This is a genomic window from Blautia luti (genome assembly GCF_033096465.1).
Lineage (GTDB): Bacteria > Bacillota > Clostridia > Lachnospirales > Lachnospiraceae > Blautia_A > Blautia_A luti.
Window position 1 is genome coordinate 328,328 of the sequence record NZ_AP028156.1, and the last position, 23,740, is coordinate 352,067.

At 44.8% G+C, this 23,740-nt stretch carries 17 protein-coding genes, 1 tRNA gene and 1 other RNA gene; 13 read left to right on the plus strand and 6 right to left on the minus strand.

Annotated features, from left to right (window positions below; genetic code table 11):
• Window positions 1–6 precede the first annotated feature (6 nt).
• Genes asnS through R8695_RS01505 form a run of 3 tightly spaced genes read left to right on the plus strand, consistent with a single transcriptional unit; the run spans window position 7 to window position 4,058 of the window.
• On the plus strand, window positions 7–1,398 hold the full coding sequence (gene asnS, locus R8695_RS01495) for an asparagine--tRNA ligase (protein ID WP_118509772.1): 1,392 nt from the start codon (window positions 7–9) through the stop codon (window positions 1,396–1,398).
• A gap of 49 nt (window positions 1,399–1,447) precedes the next feature.
• On the plus strand, window positions 1,448–2,500 hold the full coding sequence (locus tag R8695_RS01500; protein ID WP_118509774.1) for a metallophosphoesterase family protein: 1,053 nt from the start codon (window positions 1,448–1,450) through the stop codon (window positions 2,498–2,500).
• 10 nt (window positions 2,501–2,510) lie between these two features.
• Window positions 2,511–4,058: an ATP-binding protein gene (locus R8695_RS01505; RefSeq protein ID WP_154780561.1), complete on the plus strand. Its 1,548-nt coding sequence runs from the start codon at window positions 2,511–2,513 to the stop codon at window positions 4,056–4,058.
• 78 nt (window positions 4,059–4,136) lie between these two features.
• Here the strand turns inward: R8695_RS01505 and R8695_RS01510 are convergent, their stop codons facing one another.
• From R8695_RS01510 to murC, 4 genes are all read right to left on the minus strand, one after another.
• Entirely contained in the window at window positions 4,137–5,324 is a 1,188-nt protein-coding gene (locus R8695_RS01510) for a ribose-phosphate pyrophosphokinase (protein ID WP_118509778.1), read from the minus strand.
• Window positions 5,325–5,327: 3 nt separating this feature from the next.
• A complete protein-coding gene (locus tag R8695_RS01515) occupies window positions 5,328–6,311 on the minus strand; it encodes an ATP-binding protein (RefSeq protein WP_154780560.1) in 984 nt (327 codons plus the stop codon).
• Window positions 6,312–6,372: 61 nt separating this feature from the next.
• Window positions 6,373–7,470: a DnaD domain protein gene (locus R8695_RS01520; RefSeq protein WP_154780559.1), complete on the minus strand. Its 1,098-nt coding sequence runs from the start codon at window positions 7,468–7,470 to the stop codon at window positions 6,373–6,375.
• Between the two features lie 465 nt (window positions 7,471–7,935).
• Entirely contained in the window at window positions 7,936–9,315 is a 1,380-nt protein-coding gene (gene murC, locus R8695_RS01525) for a UDP-N-acetylmuramate--L-alanine ligase (protein WP_118509784.1), read from the minus strand.
• Between the two features lie 286 nt (window positions 9,316–9,601).
• On the opposite strand from murC, the gene R8695_RS01530 reads away from it, so the two are divergent.
• The 5 genes from R8695_RS01530 to R8695_RS01550 all read left to right on the plus strand — a co-directional run bounded on the left by R8695_RS01530 (window position 9,602) and on the right by R8695_RS01550 (window position 14,679).
• Window positions 9,602–10,879: a glucose-1-phosphate adenylyltransferase gene (locus R8695_RS01530; protein ID WP_154780558.1), complete on the plus strand. Its 1,278-nt coding sequence runs from the start codon at window positions 9,602–9,604 to the stop codon at window positions 10,877–10,879.
• A complete protein-coding gene (gene glgD, locus R8695_RS01535) occupies window positions 10,876–11,994 on the plus strand; it encodes a glucose-1-phosphate adenylyltransferase subunit GlgD (protein WP_118509788.1) in 1,119 nt (372 codons plus the stop codon). Before R8695_RS01530 ends, glgD begins: the two co-directional genes overlap by 4 nt.
• Before the next feature lie 46 nt (window positions 11,995–12,040).
• Complete coding sequence (spoVG, locus tag R8695_RS01540) at window positions 12,041–12,331, plus strand: septation regulator SpoVG (protein ID WP_118509790.1); 291 nt, start codon at window positions 12,041–12,043, stop codon at window positions 12,329–12,331.
• A gap of 249 nt (window positions 12,332–12,580) precedes the next feature.
• The gene (locus R8695_RS01545; protein ID WP_154780557.1) at window positions 12,581–13,876 is read left to right on the plus strand and encodes a PcsB-like coiled-coil domain-containing protein; all 1,296 of its coding nucleotides are present in this window, start codon (window positions 12,581–12,583) and stop codon (window positions 13,874–13,876) included.
• 107 nt (window positions 13,877–13,983) lie between these two features.
• Entirely contained in the window at window positions 13,984–14,679 is a 696-nt protein-coding gene (locus R8695_RS01550) for an anaerobic ribonucleoside-triphosphate reductase activating protein (RefSeq protein WP_118509794.1), read from the plus strand.
• Here R8695_RS01550 and R8695_RS01555 read toward each other — a convergent pair.
• Window positions 14,653–15,747 (minus strand): hypothetical protein, encoded by a 1,095-nt coding sequence (locus R8695_RS01555; protein WP_154780556.1) that lies wholly within the window; start codon window positions 15,745–15,747, stop codon window positions 14,653–14,655. The two genes, R8695_RS01550 and R8695_RS01555, sit on opposite strands and share 27 nt — an antisense overlap.
• Window positions 15,748–15,880: 133 nt before the next feature.
• On the opposite strand from R8695_RS01555, the gene R8695_RS01560 reads away from it, so the two are divergent.
• From R8695_RS01560 to R8695_RS01575, 4 genes are all read left to right on the plus strand, one after another.
• Window positions 15,881–15,954, plus strand: a tRNA-Pro gene (locus tag R8695_RS01560).
• 130 nt (window positions 15,955–16,084) lie between these two features.
• On the plus strand, window positions 16,085–20,053 hold the full coding sequence (locus tag R8695_RS01565) for a fibronectin type III domain-containing protein (RefSeq protein ID WP_154780555.1): 3,969 nt from the start codon (window positions 16,085–16,087) through the stop codon (window positions 20,051–20,053).
• Window positions 20,054–20,157: 104 nt separating this feature from the next.
• On the plus strand, window positions 20,158–20,649 hold the full coding sequence (gene tadA / locus R8695_RS01570) for a tRNA adenosine(34) deaminase TadA (protein ID WP_118509798.1): 492 nt from the start codon (window positions 20,158–20,160) through the stop codon (window positions 20,647–20,649).
• 55 nt (window positions 20,650–20,704) lie between these two features.
• Window positions 20,705–22,069: an MATE family efflux transporter gene (locus R8695_RS01575; RefSeq protein ID WP_118509800.1), complete on the plus strand. Its 1,365-nt coding sequence runs from the start codon at window positions 20,705–20,707 to the stop codon at window positions 22,067–22,069.
• A gap of 80 nt (window positions 22,070–22,149) precedes the next feature.
• On the opposite strand, the gene ffs is transcribed toward R8695_RS01575, so the two are convergent.
• Window positions 22,150–22,411, minus strand: an RNA gene (ffs, locus tag R8695_RS01580) — signal recognition particle sRNA large type.
• A gap of 172 nt (window positions 22,412–22,583) precedes the next feature.
• On the opposite strand from ffs, the gene R8695_RS01585 reads away from it, so the two are divergent.
• Window positions 22,584–23,666 (plus strand): 6-phosphofructokinase, encoded by a 1,083-nt coding sequence (locus tag R8695_RS01585; protein WP_154780554.1) that lies wholly within the window; start codon window positions 22,584–22,586, stop codon window positions 23,664–23,666.
• Window positions 23,667–23,740: the final 74 nt, after the last annotated feature.

Here is a 23,740-nt window from a genome sequence, read left to right on the forward strand (position 1 = left end):
ATAGATATGAAACTGACAACAGTAAAAGAAATTTACAAAGAGAGAGAAAAATATCTGGATCAGGAGGTTACTGTAGGCGGATGGGTAAGAAGTGTTCGTGATTCCAAGACCTTCGGATTTATCGTACTTCATGATGGTACTTTTTTTGAAACACTGCAGGTAGTTTACCATGATACAATGAAGAACTTCGCAGATATCAGCAAGCTGAATGTAGGTGCAGCTATCATCGTAAAAGGAACTCTGGTAGCAACTCCTCAGGCAAAGCAGCCATTCGAGATCCAGGCTACAGAGGTTACAGTAGAGGGTGCCTCCGCTCCGGATTACCCGTTACAGAAGAAGCGCCACAGCCTTGAATACTTAAGAACTATCACACATCTCCGTCCGAGAACAAACACATTTCAGGCAGTATTCCGTGTTCGTTCCATCTGTGCTTATGCAATCCACCGTTTCTTCCAGGAACAGGGATTTGTATATGTACACACACCACTGATCACAGGAAGTGACTGTGAGGGTGCCGGTGAGATGTTCCAGGTTACCACACTGGACATGAACAATGTTCCTGTAGATGATAAAGGCGCTGTGGACTATTCCCAGGACTTCTTCGGAAAAGAAACCAACCTGACAGTAAGCGGCCAGTTAAACTGTGAGACTTTCGCACAGGCATTCCGCAATGTTTATACATTCGGACCAACATTCCGTGCAGAGAACTCCAACACTACACGTCATGCAGCAGAATTCTGGATGATCGAGCCTGAATGTGCATTCGCAGACCTGAATGACAACATGGATCTGGCAGAGGCTATGCTGAAATATGTGATCCGTTATGTACTGGAGAACGCTCCGGAGGAGATGAACTTTTTCAATTCCTTCATTGACAAAGGACTTCTGGACAGACTGAACCATGTGATCAACTCCGAGTTCGGTCATGTAACTTATACAGAAGCAGTAGAACTTCTGGAGAAGAACAACGATAAATTTGATTACAAGGTATTCTGGGGATGTGATCTGCAGACAGAGCATGAGCGTTATCTTACAGAAGAGATCTTTAAGAAACCGGTATTTGTAACAGATTATCCGAAGGAGATCAAGGCCTTCTATATGAAGATGAACGAGGACAATAAGACAGTTGCAGCTATGGACTGCCTGGTACCTGGAATCGGAGAGATCATCGGCGGAAGCCAGAGAGAGGACGATATCGAGAAACTTGAGAAACGTATGGATGAGCTGGGACTGAAGAAAGAGGATTATGATTTCTATCTGGATCTTCGTAAATATGGTTCCACACGCCATTCAGGATTTGGACTGGGATTTGAACGCTGCGTAATGTACCTGACCGGCATGGGAAATATCCGCGACGTAATCCCGTTCCCAAGAACTGTAAAGAACTGTGATTTATAATCAGGGAGAGCTGATAGGTTCTGCGCCTGAATAAGAAAGAGAGATTGGCATGAGATTTATTCATCTTGCAGATGTGCATCTGGGAGCTGTGCCTGACAGAGGCTGCCCCTGGAGTGAACGGCGGGAGGAAGAAATCTGGGAAACTTTCCGCCGGGTTATTGCGGGCATCCGCGAGAATCCGGTGGATTTGTTATTTATAGCAGGAGATTTATTCCATCGTCAGCCGCTTTTACGAGAGTTAAAGGAAGTGAATTACCTGTTTTCCACCATCCCGGATACCAGGGTTTATCTGATGGCAGGGAATCATGATTATATTAAACCGGATTCCTTTTACAGGGATTTTAAATGGGCAGAGAATGTAGTATTTTTCAGAAATGAACACCTTACCTGTATCAAGGATGAGAAGCTGGATGTTTATGTATACGGGTTGAGCTATGAACACCAGGAAATCGAAGAACCCCTGTATGACGCTGCCAGGCCGGGAGAGGGAGAAGGACTGCATATCCTTCTGGCACACGGAGGAGATGCCTCACATATTCCCATGAATGTAAAGGGCCTGTCAGCAGCAGGATTTGACTACATTGCCATGGGCCATATCCATAAACCGGAGATCCTTCTGAGGGATAAAGCAGCCTATGCAGGAGCTCTGGAGCCTATTGACAGGAATGACCTGGGAGAACATGGATACATCGAAGGGCATCTGGAAAACGGGCGCCTGAAAACGAACTTTGTACCTTTTGCCTGCCGTTCCTATGAGCAGATCATTCTGATGCTCAGGGAAGGTTCCACCCAGGCATCCCTGGAGGATATGTTGCGGGCAGATCTGGCAAGCAGAGGAAGGATGAACATTTACCGGATCATTATCAAGGGAAACCGTGCTCCGGAGCTTCTGCTTCTGCCTGAGAAACTGAAATCCTTCGGCTATGTAACAGAAGTTCTGGATGAATCCAGGCCGGCCTACGATCTGGAGGAGATTCAGAAGAAATACAAAGGAACCCTGATCGGTGATTATATCAGTTATTTTCTCGAAAAGGACAGGAATCTGGTAGAAGAAAAGGCATTATATTACGGGCTTCAGGCATTGCTGGAGACAAGCAGGTGACAGATAGAATATGATAATCAGACGTTTAAATATCAGAAATTTCGGAAAGATCCACGATCGGACTTTAGAGTTTTCGCCGGGGATCAATGTACTCTACGGTGAGAATGAAAGCGGAAAGACCACAGTACATACTTTCATAAAGAGCATGCTTTTCAGTCTTTCCAGAATGCGGGGAAAAGCAGCCAGAAATGATGTATACAGCACCTATGAACCATGGGAGAATCCGGGAATGTACGGCGGGATCATGTGGTTTCAGAGCCAGGGACACAATTACCGGCTTACAAGGAATTTCCAGAAGGAGCATCTGATGGGGGAACTGCTGAATGAAGACAGCAAGGAGCTGACAGATGTGGAGAAGGGAAGCCTGGAAGGAATACTGGGAAATGTAAGTGAGGCTATATATGATAATACAGTATCCGTGGCGCAGCTGAAAAGCGTTACAGGACAGGATCTGGTCCGTGAACTGCAGAATTATATGGCAAGTTATCAGGGAACAGGGGACAGTTCCATTGACCTGGGAAGGACAGCACAGATGCTGAAAATGTCCAGAAAGGGCTATCTGGTCCAGGAGGACAGAAGACAGAAAGAGATTGATGCCCAACAGCAGAAACTCATGGTGAATATTGATTATATCCAGGGTGAGATCCGGGATATCAGGGAAAAGCTTTCCAAGATAGATGAGCAGGAGGGATCCCTTCATATGCGCCCCGGTGATGAATCTGGTGCAGCACTTCTGGATCAGAGAGTAGCCAGGACCCGTGCCAAGAGAAATGGTTATGCTGCGGGGATGGTTGTGGCAGCTATAGCGGGGATCGTAGCATTGATCCTGGCAGCAGCGCTGGCAGACAGCATCAGGGTCAGCCTGGGAGTGGTGGCTGTTGCTGCGGCTGCGGTAGTTTTCTGTGGAATGCAGCAGCTGAAATATGCCAGGGAGCTGCAGAAGAGGATGAGGATGAAAGGCAGATGGCTGTCCAGACAGGAGAAGCTGAAATGGAACAGAGAGAGTCTTCAGCAGGATTATGATGAAAAAGAAACTGCATTGAAGAATCTGCAGGAAGAATACCGGGAATATGAAGATGAATCTTATTTTCCTTCCCAGAATGAGATTGAGATCCAGGCGCTGAATCTGGCCATGACTACCATAGATAGATTATCCCGTGACATCCATACGCAGGTAGGAGGAAGGCTCAGACAGAGGACATCCCAGATCCTCAGTGAGATCACAGGAGGAAAATACCAGGAAGTGCTCATGGATGCAGACCTTCATATGACTGTGAATACAGGAGATCGGACAGTAGGACTGGAACGACTCAGCCGGGGAACTATGGAGCAGATTTATTTCGCTCTGCGTATGGCTGCCGGGGAACTTCTGTGCAGGGAGGAGAGTTTCCCTGTGATCCTGGATGATGTATTCGGGATGTATGATGAAGAGAGACTTACAGCAGTACTTCGATGGTTATATAAAGAAGAGAAGCAGATCATTATCAGCACCTGCCATAAAAGAGAGATGGAGATCCTGGATAAAGAAGGGATTCCCTATCAGAAGATCTTATTGTAGATGTTGTAGGACATAATAAAAATCCCCCGCCGATGGCGGAGGATTTTTATTTCTTATCAGTCAGGAAATCTGTCCGGACTATTTCTCATCATACTGAGCCATATAGTTGTTTACGCAGCGTTTGATCCTGTCTACCGGGTTCAGCAGGTGGCTGACAGACAGGTCATGGTTCAGTGTATCAATGATCAGGGCTATATATTTACTCATATCACAGGAAATGTAGTATTCTTTTGCAAGAAGCTCAGGGGACTGATAGATCAGGTTGGTGGTAAGCAGCTTATCGAATACGCCTGCTTTATGAGCTTCATCAAATTTCTCCAGACCGTCTGTGAAGAGGCCGAAGGTGGAGCAGATATAAATACGTCCTGCACCTCTCTCTTTCAGAAGAGAAGCAATCTTCAGAACAGTATCTCCGGAGGAGATCATGTCATCGATGAGGATCATATCTTTACCCTTAAGGTTCGGGCCGAGGAATTCATAGGCTGCGATTGGGTGGCGGCCGTTGATCCTCTTGGAATAATCCAGACGTTTATAGTACATACCCATATCTACACCAAGGATGTTGGCCAGGTAAATGGCACGGTTCATGCTTCCTTCATCCGGGCTGATGATCATGAAATGGTCATTATCAATATGAAGACCTTTTTCATGTTTCAGAAGAGCCTTGATAAACTGATAGGACGGCTGAACAGTCTCGAATCCATGGAGAGGAGTTGCGTTCTGTACACGGGAGTCATGAGCGTCGAAAGTGATAATGTTCTCCACCCCCATGCTTACCAGTTCCTGAAGTGCAGTTGCACAGTCCAGGGATTCCCTTCCGCTGCGGATGTTCTGGCGGCTCTCATACAGATAAGGCATGATAACGTTTACTCTGCGGGCCTTGCCTCCGATGGCGCCGATGACACGTTTCAGATCCTGAAAATGGTCATCCGGGGACATAAGGTTGGTGTACTGTCCGATATTATAAGTAAGGCTGTAGTTGCATACATCTACCATAAGATAAATATCATCACCGCGGACAGATTCCATGATCGTACACTTCGCTTCACCGGAACCGAAACGTGCTGTCTGTACAGGGATTCTGTAGGAGTCTCTCTGATAGCCCTCGAATGCAAAAGAATCAAGCTCTTCATGAGCGCGCTCCTTACGCCATTCTACCAGCCATTCATCGACCTTCTCTCCCAGATCTTTACAACTGATCAGTGGAATCAGACCAAGTCTGCCCACCGGAAGTGTAGTTAAATCTTTAGTAGTTGCCTGTGCCATGATTTATTTTCCTCCTAAAAATATTTTCTGTATCCTGATATCCTTTCCCTCCAGCTTCACCATCCGGTAATTGCTGGCAATCCGGGAAAAGGTTCTCTCGGAATAGGTATCCGAGAAGTTCTCCAGTTTCAGATTTGTAGATATGATGGTGGATTTTCTGCGCATAATACGTTCGTTTATACACAAAAACAACTGGGACGAAACAAAGCTGTTGGTAAGTTCAGTTCCCAGGTCATCAATGATCAGCAGATCGCTGTCAAACACAAATTCCTGTCCTTCTGTCTTGTCTCTGGAGAATTTCGAATCTGCCAGCAGATCAAACAGATCAAACGCGGAAAAGTACATAACGCAGTGTGCTGATTCCAGAAGCTCATGGGCGATACAGTGGGAAAGGAAAGTTTTACCCACGCCTGTATCTCCGTAGAGAAAGAGATTCTCGAAAGAACCATCGAAATCCCGGACAAAGCCTCTGGCAATGTCATAAGCCCTCCTGGCTGTCTCTCTTTCGGTCAGCCCGGTGGCTTCGTTCTTCATTGTATCAGAATAGTAATCAAAAGAAAAGTGTTCAAAGTTTTCTTTTTTGAGAATTTCTTTTAAATTGGACTGTGTGTAGAGCAGTTCAATCTCTGCTTTTTTGAAACAGGTGCACTTCTGGCTGCCGATATAACCGGTATCCTGGCAGGCAGGACAGTCGTAGGGAAGCTCCAGATAATCCTCAGGATAAGAGTTGCAGACCAGCAGAGCATTCCGCTCCTGGGCCAGAAGGGAGATGGCTGCCTTCAGATCTTCCATGCTGGAAGACTCTCCCCCAAGGAGTGCCCGGGCTTTCTGTGCACTGAGGGAAGCCACTTCTTCATCGATCTCCCTGATCCGGGGGATTTTCTCGTAAATCTCCTGTGTGCGTTCTTCCAGGATCCGTCGGTTCCTGGACTGGGTCTTGCTGTATTCTCTCATGATGGTATCATACTGATAATTCTGTAAAGGCATGAGATGCCTCCTTTTCTATTATAAGTATCTCTCGGCTGCTGGTTCAGAAAATCCGGCTTTATTACTGATTCAGCAGTTTCTTCTCATATTCGTTAAAGTCGTACGTTCTCTGATGGAAGTTATTAAAACGGTTCTGGCTGGCTGCTTTCGGTGCCTGGTTTCGTCTGGCAGCTGCCTTCTCCAGCTTCTGTTTCTCGTGGGCGGCATCCAGCAGACGGATATCTGCCAGATTTCTTACATTTTTATTCTTCCATCCGGAAAGGATTTTATCCGCATACTGGAAACTGGGCTGTCCTGTGGAAAGAACGGTACGGCTACAGGCCTCCTGGATGATATCCATGGTAAAACCGTAATCCTTCAGCCAGGTATCCATCAGGGTCACTTCAGTATCCACAGGATTACGTCCGCTGATCCCCATTGCCTTCAGGATGGTGTAATAATCCTTCATGTAGCGGGAACTGGCTTCCTTCGCCATGGCCACAGTGGTGATGCCCTCCTGCGCCCATGCCAGGGCAACTGTTTCTATGTAACGGAGACTCTTATGTCCCCGGCTGACGCTGTATTCGATCAGATACTCAATCAGGTCAGGGGAGAGCTTCAGTTCATCATAGAAAAACATGATCTTCTTCATCTCCCCCGGTGTGAGTGTCTTACCCAGGTACTGTTCCGCGATATAAAGAAGCTGTACGATCTCATCATTCTGCTTCAGTTCCTTCACCCGGTCCGGAGTAAGGGTGGAAGAAGCAGAAGTCCGTGAAGTCCGGGGCTGTGCAGCATTCACTGTCTCAGATGAAGGTGAAACGGACGGGGATAAAGGAGATGCAGATGAGGAAACAGGTGTGGATACAGAAGTCTGTTTCAGCGGCGGCATGTTCAGGGTAATATCCGCAATGTCTTCATTGCTCCTGTAACTCAGGGTCAGAAGCTTCTCTTTCTCCCAGTATTTCAGGGCACGGACAATATCTCTCTCTGTGCAGAAAAAGTGGTCTGCCATCTGCTCCAGACTGAAAGGAACAGAAACATCAGAAAGAAGCCTCAGAAGATAGATATAAACCTTTACAAATTCTCCGTTGGCTTCGGGCATATAGTTGTCTATGAAATTATTGTTCAGAACAGTTACTCCCTGACCGGAGGACTGCTGCAGGGTGATCATAGCCATGGATCCACACTCTCTTTCTAAAAAAGTGCATGCCCGCAGGCATGCGTTCGATCAGTTTATGATACCCTGAATTATAGCACAACCTTTTTTAAAAGAGAATAGGGGATTTTTTCCGTGGATTATTCCACATATCTATGTGGATAATGTGGAAAATGTGGATAAAGAAAAATCCATAAATTATGTGAAACTTGAAAAATGGCGAATTTAAGGGAAAAATTCACAATTATGTAAGAGAAGATTGTCGAATTATGTTAAGCAAATTATGCACACGGAAATCCACAGCTATGCACAGCCTAAAATGTGTATAACGATGTGGATAATGTGGATAAGTCGGAAGACATGCGGAAATATACGAAAAATCAAAGGGGATAAATTGTTTATAACTTTGGGAAAATTTTCCATAAAAAATGCAGGAACAGATGATAAGCGTTCTGTTCCTGCGATAAAAAGTGTATTTGTTCTTTATTATTTACCTAAAAGCTGTTCTCCGATGTTGACAACATCTCCGGCTCCCATGGTGATCAGAAGATCCCCTTCTTTACAATTGGAAAGAAGATAATTCTCGATCTCGTCAAATGTAGGGAAGTATTCACATGGAGTGCCAAGCGCCTGAATCCGTTTCTGCAGATCCTCAGAGGAAATTCCCAGAGTATCTGTTTCCCTTGCAGCATAAATATCTGCCAATACCACGTGGTCTGCCAGGCTGAGTGCTTTGGCAAACTCCGGAAGAAGAGCTTTGGTACGGGTATATGTATGAGGTTGGAATACACACCATAATTTCTGATGTGGATAATTATGGGCTGCGTGTAACGTAGCTTCGATCTCAGTTGGATGATGTGCATAATCATCTATGATGGTAACACCTGCTACTTCGCCTTTGTACTGGAAACGGCGGTCAGTGCCTGTGAAGCTTCCAAGTCCTTTGATGATCACTTCTTCAGGAAGCTCCAGAAGATGTCCCAGAGCGATAGCAGCCAGGGCATTGGATACATTGTGGATACCCGGAACTTTCAGATAATAGCTGCCCACTTTTACGCCGTTGCGAAGTACACTGAAGGAAGCGTGGCCGTATTTGTCATAGGTAATGTCAGCAGCCTGGTAATCTGCATCATGCTCCAGACCATAGGTGATGACTTTACATGGAAGATCACGGATAATATCTTCATATTTCGGAGTATCTGCATTGATGATCAGGGTTCCGTCTTCAGGAAGGAGTTCTGCGAATTTACGGAAAGAATGACGGATGTCATCAATATCCTTAAAGAAATCCAGATGGTCTGCATCCATGTTCAGGATAATGCTGATCTTCGGGAAAAAGCTTAAAAAGCTGTTGGTGTATTCGCATGCTTCTGTGACAAAAGTTTCAGATTCACCTACGCGGATATTTCCGCCGATGGCAGGAAGGATTCCTCCCACACTGATGGTCGGATCACATTTTCCCTCCAGAAGGATATGGGATACCATGGAAGTAGTAGTAGTTTTTCCATGGGTTCCGGAAATAGCGATAGGAGTATCATAGTTGCGCATGATCTGGCCAAGCAGTTCCGCACGTGTAAGCATGGGGAGACCCTTTTCCTTCGCACAGGCGAATTCAGGATTGTCCGGATGTATGGCTGCGGTGTAGACAACAACTTCTACGTCGTCTGTAATATTGGAAGCACGCTGTCCGTAATAAATCCTGGCACCTTTTTTCTCAAGGGCCTGTGTCAGCGGGCTGGATTTGGCATCTGAGCCGGAGATGATGAAATCCTCACCCAGAAGGATCTCAGCCAGACCGCTCATACTGATTCCACCTATGCCGATAAAATGGACATGAAGCGGTTTATGAAAATCTATCTGATACATAATATAATCTCCTTAGAATTATTTTCGTATATTATACATCCTGCACCGTGAAATGAAAAGTCTTTACTTAAAATAATATTCCTCTGTTAATGTCAAAAAATACAAAAAAAGATCGAATATATATGAAAAATGCATAATAGTATAGAGAAATATGAAAGCATTTCCACATATAACGTATGCAATAATTCTAAAAAAAATAAAAATCAGGAAGAAAAATTGTAAATAATGTTCACTAATACTTCCATGTGTGCTATAATGAAAAATCATAACTACAAGAGGTGATTGCATGATTAAGAAAGAAATGATAGCTATGCTTCTAGCTGGCGGCCAGGGCAGCAGGCTGGGTGTACTGACAGAAAAAGTAGCAAAACCTGCAGTTGCTTTTGGTGGGAAATACCGTATCATAGACTTCCCCTTAAGTAACTGCATTAACTCGGGTATCGATACAGTAGGTGTTCTGACACAGTATCAGCCACTTCGGTTGAATACTCACATCGGCATTGGTATCCCGTGGGATCTCGACAGAAATGAAGGTGGTGTAACTGTACTTCCGCCTTATGAAAAAAGTACAAGCAGTGAGTGGTATACAGGAACGGCCAACGCGATCTTCCAGAATATGGATTACATGGAGCAGTATAATCCGGACTATGTTCTGATCTTATCCGGTGACCATATCTATAAGATGGATTATGAAGTAATGCTTGATTTTCATAAAGCGAATAAAGCAGATGTAACCATCGCTTGTATGCCGGTGCCTATGGAGGAAGCAAGCAGGTTTGGGATCATGGTAACAGATGACATGGGAAGGATCACGGAATTCGAGGAGAAACCGGAGCATCCAAGCAGTAATCTGGCATCCATGGGTATCTATATTTTCAGCTGGCCTGCTTTGAAAGAGGCTCTCATTTCCCTGAAGAATCAGAATGGCTGCGATTTCGGCAAGCACATCCTTCCATATTGTAAGGAGAAGGGAGAGAGACTTTTCGCCTATGAATACAATGGATACTGGAAAGATGTAGGTACTCTTGGTTCTTATTGGGAAGCCAATATGGAGCTGATTGATATTATTCCGGAGTTTAATCTGTATGAGGAATTCTGGAAGATCTATACGAAAGGGGATATTATTCCTCCTCAGTATATTGCTGCAGATGCAGTTACAGACAGATGCCTGATCGGTGAAGGTGCGGAAATCTACGGAGAAGTACATAATTCCGTGATCGGACCGAATGTTGTCATCGGTAAGGGCAGTGTGATCCGCGATTCCATCATTATGCGTAATTCTACAGTGGGAGAGGAAGTACAGATGGACAAGGCGATCATTGCCGAGGATGTTAACATCGGTAATCATGTTGTACTTGGCTGCGGAGAAGAAGCGCCCAATGTGCTGAAACCTGCAGTATACGCTTTCGGACTGGCTACAGTAGGAGAGCGCAGCGTGATCCCGGACAATGTAAGGATCGGTAAGAATACCGCCATATCAGGAGTAACAACTGCCGCAGACTATCCGGACGGAGAGCTTGCAGGCGGACAGGTAATAGCAGCAAAGGACGGTGACCAGGAATGAGAGCGATAGGTATTATTTTGGCAGGCGGCAATAATAACCGCATGAGAGAATTATCCAACAAGAGAGCGATCGCGGCAATGCCTATTGCCGGAAGCTACAGAAGTATTGATTTTGCCCTGAGCAATATGGCAAGTTCTCATATACAGAAGGTGGCTGTTCTGACACAGTACAACGCCCGTTCCCTGAACGAACATTTAAGTTCCTCGAAATGGTGGGATTTTGGCAGGAAACAGGGTGGCCTTTATGTGTTCACTCCGACCATTACGAAAGAAAACAGCTTATGGTATCAGGGAACCGCAGATGCCATCTATCAGAATCTTCAGTTCCTGAAGAACAGCCATGAGCCTTATGTTGTCATTGCATCCGGCGATTGTATCTATAAGATGGATTACAATAAAGTGCTGGAATATCATATAGCAAAGAGAGCGGATGTCACAGTGGTATGTACCACCTGTGAAAATCCGAAAGAGATCGAGCGCTTCGGCGTGCTCCGTATGAATGAAGACTGTAGGATCGAGGAATTTGAGGAGAAACCGATGGTTTCTTCCTATAATACCATTTCTACAGGTATTTATGTGATCCGCAGAAGACAGCTGATCGAGCTGATCGAGAGGGCTGCTCAGGAAGGCAGACATGATTTCGTTCAGGATATTTTGATCCGTTATAAGAATCTGAAGAGGATCTATGGATATAAGATTGATACATACTGGAGCAATATCTCCACTGCAGAAGCATATTACAGGACCAATATGGACTTCCTGAAACCTGATATCCGTAAGTTCTTCTTTAAACAGGAACCAACCATCAAAACCAAGATCGATGATCTTCCGCCTGCAAAGTACAATCCTGGCGCACAGGTCAGAAACAGTCTGGTGGCAAGCGGCTGTATCATCAATGGTACAGTAGAGAATTCAGTTCTCTTTAAAGACGTTTTTGTAGGTAATAACTGCGTTATTAAGAATTCCGTGATCTTGAACAATGTATATCTGGGAGACAATACCCATATTGAGAACTGCATTGTTGAAAGCCGGGATACCATCCGTGCAAATTCGTATTACTGCGGCGAAGACGGAGTGAAGATCGTCGTAGAGAAAAATGAGCGCTATGCATTATAAAAACAGCCGGATAGACTCGGTGAATTGAAAGGAGCTAGTAAATAGTATGAATATTACTGACGTGCGTGTGAGAAAAGTGGCAAAAGAAGGAAAGATGAAAGCAGTTGTTTCCATTACAATTGATGATGAGTTTGTAGTACATGATATTAAAGTGATCGAAGGAGAAAAAGGTTTATTTATCGCTATGCCGAGCCGTAAGGCTACTGACGGTGAGTACAGAGATATTGCTCATCCGATCAACTCTGCGACACGTGACCGTATCCAGGGGATCATCCTTGGCAAGTATGAAGAAGTAATGGCAGCAGAACCGGAAGTGGAAGAAGCTGCAGCTGAATAACGAATCATATAAAAACTGTTCAGGCAGATATAAAAGGGCATTGTTTCCAGTGAAGGGAGGCAATGCCTTTCTTACTGACAGGATCCGTTTTTGAAGAAACTATGAAATATTACGTAATTATTACAGAAGTTAATAAAAAGTGTTGATTTTTTTACGAAACCTGTTATACTTACCTTCAGAATAAGTTGAAAAAGATTTGTCATTAGATTAAGAAACTAAGAAGATTTATATTTGAAAGGTGATTTATTTATGAAGAAAAAAGCTATTTCATTACTGCTGGCAGGAATTCTTACGTTTTCCATGGGAACTCCTGTATTCGCGACAGAGAGTGAAATTGCAGATATGCAGGCACAGAAACAGGAAGCAGAATCGAATCTTGCGCAGACCCAGTCTGATATCAGCAGCATGGAGAGCAAGAAGCAGGAGCTGGAGAGCTATTTGGCTGACCTGAATACTCAGTATGAAGAACTGACCAACACGATTTCTGAATTAAGTATCCAGGCCGGTGAGAAAGAAAACCAGCTGAAACAGATCCGTGCAGAGTTAAAGAAAGCGAAGAAAGCTGAGAAGAAACAGTACGAAGATATGAAACTCCGTATCCAGTATATGTATGAGAACGGCGGCACTTCCGCTCTGGAAACCCTTCTTTCTTCTAAGGATCTGGCAGAGTTCCTGAATAATGCAGAGAGTGTTTCGAAGATTTCACAGTATGACAGAAATATGCTGGATAAATATGTGAACCTCCAGAACAACATTCAGGAGCAGGAAACAGCAGCAGAAGAGGAGAAACAGTCCATAGACGCACTTCTTGCAGAGCGCTCTTCCAAGAAGCAGGAAGTTCAGGAACTGACAGCAAGCACAAGCGATAATATTGCATCTTACGTGGATCAGATCAGTGCAAGCCAGGAAGAGGCGGCAGCCCTTACAGAGCAGATCAATAATGCAGATAACAGCATCGCACTTCTGGTACAGCAGGCAGAAGAAGAAAAGGCAGCCAGAGAAGCAGCAGAGGCGAAGGCAGCAGAAGAAGCAGCTGCACAGGCAGAAGAGAGCAATGATGCAGAAGAGAGTTCATCACAGGATGAAGACACATCCGAAGATTATGTTGAGGATACTGTCAGCGAAGACATACCAGAGGATACTTCTGATGAGGAATGTACAGAAGAAACAGACAGTAGCGACGATTCCGAAGATGCAGATACCAGTTCTGATTCAGAAGCAGCCTCTGAGGAACAGACATCTTCTGAGAGTTCTGATTCCAGCCAGGGGAAATACCTTGGAAACTTTACATTGACAGCTTACTGTAACTGCGCACAGTGCTGCGGTACAGCCGGAAACCTTACTGCAAGTGGTACAGTACCTACGGCAGGACGTACAGTAGCCATGGCAGGGGTTCCTTTCGGAACACAGCTTCTGATCAATGGAACGGTTTATACAGTGGAGGATCTGGGTACTCCTTACGGACATGTGGATATTTACTTTGATAATCACTCTGATGCCTTAAGCTTCGGATTACAGACAGCAGAGGTTTATCAGCTGAATTAATAAAGTTACATAAACAATCGGTGAAAAGAATCCTGGCAGTCAGGATTCTTTTTTGCAGTGAGGGATTTTTAGAGGATCGAGAACAGAAGAATTGGAGAGGGAAGATCATGAGGATTTGTGGATTTAATAAAACGACACTTCTGGATTATCCGGGAAAAGTAGCCAGCACCATATTTCTGGGAGGCTGTAATTTCCGCTGTCCGTTTTGCCAGAACAGTGTGCTGGTGGTGGATCCTGGGCAGCAGCCGGACTATGAACAGGATGAGATTCTTGCATTTCTGAAAAAGAGAAAAGGGATTCTGGACGGGGTGTGTATTTCAGGAGGCGAACCTACACTGGCAGATGATCTGGAAGATTTTCTGGGAAAGATAAAAGAACTGGGATATGAGATAAAACTGGATACCAATGGAACCCGCCCGGAAATAGTGAAAGATCTGGCCCGAAAGGGTCTTATTGATAAAGTGGCTATGGATATCAAAGCCTGTCCATCCAATTATCCGGCACTGTCCGGAATTTCACACCCGGATATGGAAAAGATCAGAGAAACTGCAGAGTTTCTGCTGCACGGTTCACTGGATTATGAATTTCGCACAACTGTCGTAAAGGAACTACATACGGAAAATGACTTCCGGGAGATCGGACAGTGGCTGAAAGGAGCCAAAGCCTATTACCTGCAGGCATATAAGGACTCAGAGGGAGTCCTTAAGCCTGGGTTTGGCAGTTACAGCAGGGAGGAACTGGAAGGATTTTGCAAAGTTTTGCGGGAAAACATCCAGTCAGTGGAAATTCGGGGCATTGACTAAAGTATACCAATAACCACCCCGGACACCGGGAAGTTCGATGTAACTGCTTTCCTTGAAATATGGAAATCCAAACATGTTGGCCATGAAGCGCTCCTGCTGACTATAGCCACCAGGGATACCGAGGATGTACTGGCCGTCGTTTCTTTGTCCCAAAAGGAGATGACCGAAATTATAATGCCCGTACTGGATAAAACGGTTATTGCGCAGAGCATTGCAACGCTTTGAAATACGGCAGAGATCCTTCGGGTGGATCTTCCAGGCTACCGTGAATTCTCCGTCTGTGAACGGGGTAAATTCTTCCAGGGAAGAGGAATCAGCCGTGCTGTTATTATTATCCGGGCGCGCTGGCGTGGAAGAAACCTCCGGGCCTGAATCAGCGGACTCAGTGGAAATGGCAGGTTCTGCTGGAAATGCAGACTCAGCGGAAACAGCAGCTCCTGTTGGAATGGTAGATTCAGTAGAAACAGTAGACTCCTGTGGAACAGCGGATGAAGAGGGAATAACTGCGCTTACAGGATTTTCTGGCTGAACGGAAAGAACCGGTTCAATGGAAACTTCAGATTCCAGTGCGTCATCTGTACTTTGTTTAGCGACAGATGGCTCTGAAATGGAATCCTGATCAGCAGAAATTTCCTGCCGGGGGATGCCATGCGCCTGGGAAGCATCATCTGCCGGTTTCATTTCCACAAAATTATCCGGCCGTACAGGCTGATCATCCCATTCCGTGGCAAAGAAATTTCCGGAATCCGTCAAAAGCACCATTCCGCCGATCTTCCCCAGAGAAATCCCGGAATCATTCAGGTTTGAGGCATCTGTTTCAAGGAGAAACTCAATGGTTTCTTTTTCCGTCTCGCAGGTTCCCAGAAGGATTCCGTTCATCAGACCGTCTTTGCGGGCAAATCCATAGACTTTACAGGAAATCTCTCCTGCCAGTCCGGGACAGTGAAGATGTATCTCCATCCGGCACTGCTGATCCCGCACTTCAACTTTAATAAAACCGCAGTTGCCGCTTTTTTTTCCGTTCAGGTATTCATACACATATGCAATAAAACGCCGATATCCGGACAAAAAATATACCTCCGTGGAGTTTGATTCAATAATGTATATGTGTCTCAAAGAAAAATATTCGAAAAAAATAAAAAAATTGCAAAAACTCTATTGACAAATGGAGAAAGGTTTAATATAATATCAATTGCATTGACGAAGCGTGGCTCAGTTTGGTAGAGCGCTGCGTTCGGGACGCAGAGGTCGTGGGTTCGAATCCCGTCGCTTCGACTGCACATGAAGGTTTGAGAACATTAAGTTTTCAGACCTTCTTTTTATGTCCGAAAAGATGAGTTATTGTTGAAAAAACGTAAGAAGAAAGGTATGATGTAGTCATATACTTAATAAGGAGGACCAAAAAGTGAAAAAAAAAGTTTTAGCATTTGTCGTGGCGGCAGCTATGGCAGTTTCACCGGCAGCTTCTGCAATTGGCGCAGAATTTTCCAGCGGTGAAGAAACAACCGTAGATCCAGGGACAGATGACCTGTTTTCGGCAGGTGAGGAAGGAGAACCGGAAGAAGAAATTCAGCCGGAAGACACACAGGCAGCAGAAGATGAATTCAGCACAGGAGAAGAAGAAACAGAGGTTCCAAGTGCCGGCTATTATGATGGCTATGATGATGAGACAAAGCCTGTAAGTATTAAAATCAGCAAGCAGCCTGATAAGACGGAATTCTGGTATGGCCTGGAAACCTATTCATGGAGAATAGAGCTGAGTGGCCTGGAAATAGAAACCACCTATGAGGATGGATCGAAAAGCGGAAATATTGATGCGTCATCCAGCAGTTATATATCCGATAAATATCAAAATGAGTACCATATGTCCCTTATCGGAGAATCCGGAGAGGATGTTATAACTGACGAAGGACTCAGTGAAAATTTCAGGCCGGGTAAATATGAACTTCGGATAGAGTATAGAGATGTAAAGAGTGATGCGATCACTGTTGAATTTAAAGATCCTGCTCAGACACCGGAAATTCAGTCTGATCTGTCCAAACCATGTACAACACAGGTAAAAGCTGAAAATGGAGCAGCTGTTGCGAAATTTGTTCCTCTGGAAGATAAGAAATGCGTGATAACAGCTGATGGAACGGATGTTCAGATATATAATTCTAAGTTTAATAATGTTGATCCTATAACATTTGAGAAAGGTGAAACCTATTATCTCCTTGCTGATACAAAAGAATCCAGTGCATCATTTACAGTTGAATATGCAAGCAATGCAGCTTCCATAAAACTGATACAGGAACCATCAGTAAAATATGTATATGAGGGTATTACAAGAGCTGATCAGGTTTATCTGAGTGGTGGAAAACTTCAGATCACTTATGAGAATGGTACTGTAGAAGAAATTCCTACAGAGTATGAACATGCGACTAAATTCGGCGAACTTCTGAGTACTTCTCTGAAGAAGGCGGATGGTGGAAGTGTTGACGGATATCCGCAGGCTGGTACTTATAATGTTTACTATAAAGTAGGTTCAATTGCAGAAGCGGCATGTGTAAATAATGTAGAGGTAAAACCATTATCACAAATGCCTTCAATTGAAGGCTATGCATCTGCCACAGCTGATGTCACAGGGGACAGAAATGCGTGGGTGAAATTCACAACAGGCAGTGACAGCAGATATTTGATTGAATCTTCATCAGGTGATTCAAAGTCCAGGATTGTGGTGAATCAGTATCGTGAAGATTCACATATGATGATTGACTATGAAAGCAATGACAGTGGTGAGATGTTTGAACTTGAGCCTGATACAACCTATTATATTTCTCAATGGCAGAAAGAAAACACTCCCGTTACTTTCAGCGTGAAATCCTGTACTCCTCAGAAAATCGCTATTACCAAGATGGGTCAGACTAAATTCTGGTATAAGATCGATGACGCTTTTATAGATGATATGTACTATAAAGATATGGCCTTTGAAGTGACATATACTGATGGAAGTAAAGAAACTGTCAATGTAAAAAATATAGAAATTAATAATGAATCAGACTCCAAAGGAAATTATTATCGTGTGTGCTTCAAAGGCAAAAATGGAGAGACCCTGAGTGGGGGTGGTTATTATCAGAGTCCTGGAACATATCAGGTTGTAGTTGAGAACAGAGAAACAGAGATCGCCAGCGATCCTGTTTATGTTCAGATCGTAGATCTTAATGATGTGCCTGAACTCAGCCAAGACCTCTCGAAAGCAAGCACAACCGAGGCAAAAGCACAGAGTGGCCAGGCTGTAGTGAAATTCATACCGAAGTATGAGCAGAAATGCACGTTGAGTACAGATCAGGCAGAAGACAGTGAATATTCAGAAGTTTTCCGGGTATATGATTCAGATTTGAATGTCATTAACAGTTCTTATAAAGGAATAAAATTCGAAAAAGGAAAGACTTATTATCTGTGGGCACGTACGAAACAGGATACTGTTAAATTCCAGTCTGAATATTATAGTAAGATTGTTTCTGCGAAAGTGATAAAGGAACCGGACAAAAAGTATATCTACGAGGGAACTGCCGATGGAAATAACCTTTTCCTTACAGGCGGCGAGATTGAGATTACATATGAGAACGGCTCGAAAGAAGTTATTTCTACCTATAATCCGGTTCGTTTAACCAAGTTTGGTGAATGGCTGAGCGTAAGATGCGTTACCGAGTCTGAGATTTACGGGTATGGAGCTGCGCTTCGCCCAGGATTTTATGATATAGATTATGTAGTGGGAACAAAGACAGCCCGGGTGAAAGGTGTAGAAGTTAAATCAGTTGAATCTATGCCTGCGGTTAATGTAAAGGGTAAAGTCACTGCTGAGTGTACAGGATGGGAATCCGGAGTCTGGTTCCAGCTGAGAACCGGAGCAACAGGTAAATGCAAAATTACATGTTTAAGTAACGAAAACCTGTATATGGGAATTTATACATATGATCCTGAAACACGTGAGTTTGTAGATTGTAAAGGTGTGGACAGCGGAGATGAATATCAGTTATCACCGTACAGTACTTATTATGTTTCACCGGATGAGCATGGCACTTCAGCTATGGACTTCAGGGTCGATTCTTCTGATGAAGAAGCTTTGCAGATAGGCGACTGCAAGTTAGACATGCAGACAGAGTATACATATGCTGGTAAGGAAATTGTTCCGTCTCTTACATTGACTTATAAAGGTAAGAAATTACAGGAAAACAGGGATTATACAGTTTCCTGCACTTCAAATGACAAACCCGGTAATGGGGTTGTTACAATAATTGGAACAGGTGATTATCATGGAACTTTACAGAAAGCATTTACCATTTCCATGGCAACACCGGTTCTGACGATCAAGCAGAATGCAGACAAGAGTATGCTGCTTTCATGGAGCAAGGTTCCGGGAGCAGAGAGATATTATATTTACCGTGCGGATGAAAACGGATGGGGAAACTATGAATATGGTGATACTGAATTGGAAGAGTGGATTGAGGCTGGATTAACAGATGGAGTTACTTATCAGTATAAGATCCAGGCAGTTTCTTACAGCGGCAGAGTGATAGCCAGAAGTCATTATTCTGAGGTGAAATCTGTCACTATCGGTTCAGTAAAACCAAACCCAACAGAAGCCCCGAAGCCAACAACAGCGCCAAACCCAACAGAAGCCCCGAAGCCAACAACAGCGCCAAACCCAACAGAAGCTCCGAAGCCAACAACAGCGCCAAACCCAACAGAAGCCCCGAAGCCAACAACAGCGCCAAACCCAACAACAGCGCCAAACCCAACAACAGCACCAGACCCGACAGCAACTCCGGCTCCTGCACAGTCTCTGAAGACACCGTCTATCAGCGCAGCAGTACTCTCCGGAACAACAGGTGTGAAACTTACCTGGAAAAAGGTAACAGGCGCGCAGAAATACTACGTTTACCGCAGCACAGACGGCAAGAAGTGGAAAAAAGTAAAAACTACCGGTTCCACAACCTACACAGATACCAAACTGACCAAAGGAACAAAGTATACTTATAAACTGCGTGCATATTCCGCAGCAACAGATCCGAAATACAGCTCCTATTCCAAGACCAAATCAGTTCTGGTACCGCTGGTACTGTCCAAACCGTCCCTGACAGTAAAGAAATCCGGTTCCAAAGCTCTGAAGCTTACCTGGAAAAAAGTAGCAAACGCCCAGAAATATGTAATCTATCGTTATGACAAGAAAAAATGGGTAAAAGTTAAAACAGTAAGTGCAAATACCTTAAGTTATACAGATAAGAACAAGAAAAAAGGAACCACCTACAAATACAGGATCCGCGCATACTCTACCAAGGCAGCACCGGATAAGTACAGCGCATATTCTGCAACGAAATCTGTGAAACGATAAAACAGATATCCGGCAAAAGTCGAGATTTACCCCTGGAGATCAATAACCTCCAGGGGGTTTTTATCCAGGAAAAACCGCGAAGAACCGGGGAAAAGGAGAAAAGGTTGACAGAACAGGAACGTTATATGAAAGAAGCCATCCGCCAGGCGAAAAAGGCAGAAGTATTGGAGGAAGTCCCCATTGGCTGTGTGATCGTCCATGAAGGGAAGATCATTGCCAGAGGATATAACAGAAGAAACACGGACAAAAATACCCTGTCCCACGCAGAGCTGAACGCCATACGCAAAGCCAGCAGGAAGCTGGGAGACTGGCGTCTGGAGGGATGCACCATGTATGTAACACTGGAACCCTGCCAGATGTGCTCCGGGGCACTGGTACAGTCCAGGATCGATGAGGTGGTCATCGGCTGTATGAATGCCAAGGCGGGATGTGCAGGTTCCGTCATGAACCTTCTTCAGGTAGAAGGATTTAACCATCAGGTAAAGATCACCCGGGGTGTTCTGGAAGAAGAATGTTCTACCATGCTCTCGGAATTTTTCCGGAAGCTGCGTGAGAAAAAGAAACAGGAAAAAGCTGTCAGGAAGCTGGAACAGTAGCAGGCAGCAGAAGAGGAGAAAAAATAGAGGAAAAAGGAGAGGAATAAGACCGAATATGAAAAGCACAACCAATGATATGACCACAGGCAGTCCTGTGAAACTGATTATTATGTTTATGATCCCCATGTGCCTGGGGAATCTTTTTCAGCAGTTTTATAATATCGCAGATTCTATCGTAGCCGGTAAATTTATCGGTGTAAATGCCCTGGCTGCCATCGGAAGCACCGGCTCCCTGATGTTCTTCGTAACCGGCTGGCTGAATGGTTTAAGCAGCGGTTTCGCTATTATCATAGCCCAGATGTTCGGGGCGAAGAAATACGACAGAATGCGTCACTATGTAGCCATGTCCATCTATCTGATGGCAGCCTTTTCCATTGCCATGACCATTGGATTTGGTATTGCGAACGGCCCGATTCTGCGTCTGATGAACACACCGGATGAAGTATTCGGAGATGTCAAAGCATACATGGGGATCATTTATGCAGGACTGATTGTTACAGGTGCCTACAACGCACTGGCCGCATTCTTAAGAGCACTGGGAGATTCCAAATCCCCGCTGTATTTCCTGATCATCTCCGCAGTGATCAATGTAATCCTTGATATTGTATTTATCGCATGCCTGGGAATGGGAGTAGAAGGCTGCGGATATGCTACAGTAATTGCTCAGGGAATTTCCGCACTTTGCTGTCTGTTTTATATTTCAAAAAGATTTCCTCTCCTTCATCTTGAGAAGAAGAATTTCGGGATCGCATGGGGCAGTTTTGCCCGCCTTCTGAAACTGGGAATTCCCATGGGACTTCAGTTCTCCATTACAGCTATTGGAACCATCATTGTACAGGGGGCCATCAATGTGTACGGCCCGGTATATATGGCAGGGTTCTCGGCAGCAGGAAAGATCCAGAATGTTTTTGTCACAGTATTCACATCTTTCGGTGCGACTATCGCCACTTATGTGGGACAGAACCGTGGTGCAGGAAAGATGGACAGGGTGAAACAGGGAGTGAAATGTACCCAGCTGATGATCTGGGGATGGAGCTTTCTGTTCATGTTCCTGATGTTCTTTTTCGGCAGGTATCTGACTTATATGTTTGTAGATCCTTCAGAACAGGATGTTGTACAGGCTGCTGTTACATACTTTAAGACAGTGTTCTGGGCATATCCGTTCCTGGGAAGCATTTTCCTGTACAGGAACACATTGCAGGGAATGGGCTACGGACTGATGCCTATGCTGGGAGGCGTGTTTGAACTTGTGGCGAGAACATGCATCGTAATTGCCATCGCAGGGCATACTTCCTTTGCGGGTGTATGTTTCGCTGATCCGGCAGCATGGCTGGCAGCGCTGGTTCCCATCGTACCTTATTACTTCTGTGTAATGAAGAAATACAAGAATATAAAGACTGTAGAAGCTATGAATGAATAAAAAAGAAACAGCATCCGAAATCTCTCGCAGGAGAGCTCTGAATGCTGTTTCTTTATATATAAATGCGATTATATTCTTTCTTGCGCGCCGCACCTCGGAATGGTCCCACAGACGTTACCTCTACAGTTAACTCAGCCCAGGCACCCTTACGGCACACAAGAGCTTCTGCTTAGTGCTGCTACATTCCTGTCCTGACACGGTTCACAGATTCCTGTTGCGTAAGACCCAAACGTCAACGCCACTTATAGAGGGCAGCTCCACAGGATACAAGCCTCAGATTGGCATCACCCCTGCTGTAGCGGATTGCAGGTACAGGGCACCGCTATCTCCCCGGCTGCGCAGACTTGATTATAGAGGGTTTTCGGGGTTTTGTCAATACTAAATAGAGATTTACAGAGTGGTTTACTGCTCATTGGCTATATGCCGGTATGGTTTACTGTTCACGAAAACTATTGTAGGAAAAAGGGAAATATTATATAATATAGACAATACAAAATTTCAGGGAGGTACTATCATGATAAAAAGAATAGGTATGCTTACCAGCGGCGGTGACTGCCAGGCTTTAAATGCCACGATGCGCGGTGTGGTTAAGGGATTGACCAATAATGTGGACGAGCTGGAAGTTTATGGATTTGATGATGGATATAAGGGACTGATCTATGGCAAATACCGCATGCTTACAGCCAAGGATTTCTCAGGAATCCTTACACAGGGCGGAACGATCCTGGGAACATCCAGACAGCCTTTTAAACTGATGCGTGTGCCGGATGAGAACGGACTGGACAAGGTTGAGGCGATGAAGCAGACATATTATAAACTCTGCCTGGACTGCCTGGTGATCCTCGGCGGAAACGGTACCCAGAAAACAGCTAACCTTCTGAGAGAAGAGGGCCTGAATATCATCCATCTTCCGAAAACCATTGACAATGATATTTATGGAACAGACATGACTTTTGGCTTCCAGAGCGCAGTAAATGTTGCTACCAACGCCATCGACTGCATCCATACCACAGCATCCTCCCACGGACGTGTATTCATCGTAGAGATCATGGGACATAAAGTAGGAAGCCTGACCCTCCATGCAGGTGTTGCAGGCGGCGCAGATATTATCCTGATTCCTGAGATCCCGTATGATATCAAGAAGGTTACAGAGGCTATCCAGAAACGTGCGAAAGCAGGCAAGAGATTTACCATCCTGGCAGTAGCAGAGGGAGCCATTTCGAAAGAAGATGCACTGCTTCCGAAGAAGAAATATAAAGAGAAACTGGAAACAAGAGCCAAGAAATATCCGTCAGTTTCCTATGAAATCGCTGATCAGATCTTCCAGGAGATCGGAAGTGAAGTACGTGTTACAGTTCCGGGACATACACAGAGAGGTGGCGAGCCGTGTCCATATGACCGTGTACTTTCCACAAGGATCGGTGCAGGTGCAGCCCAGGCCATCATTGACGGAGCTTACGGCATAATGATCGGTGTGGTAAACGGCAAGATCAAACGTGTACCTCTGGAAGAGTGTGCAGGCAAGCTGAAAATGGTATCCCCGAAAGATCAGCTGGTTCTTGCAGCGAAACAGATTGGCATCAGCTTCGGAGACTGATGAGATATCATTCAGAAACAACACTTGACTGAAAGATACCTTTTCATATAAGATACTAGAGTAAAAAAGACCGC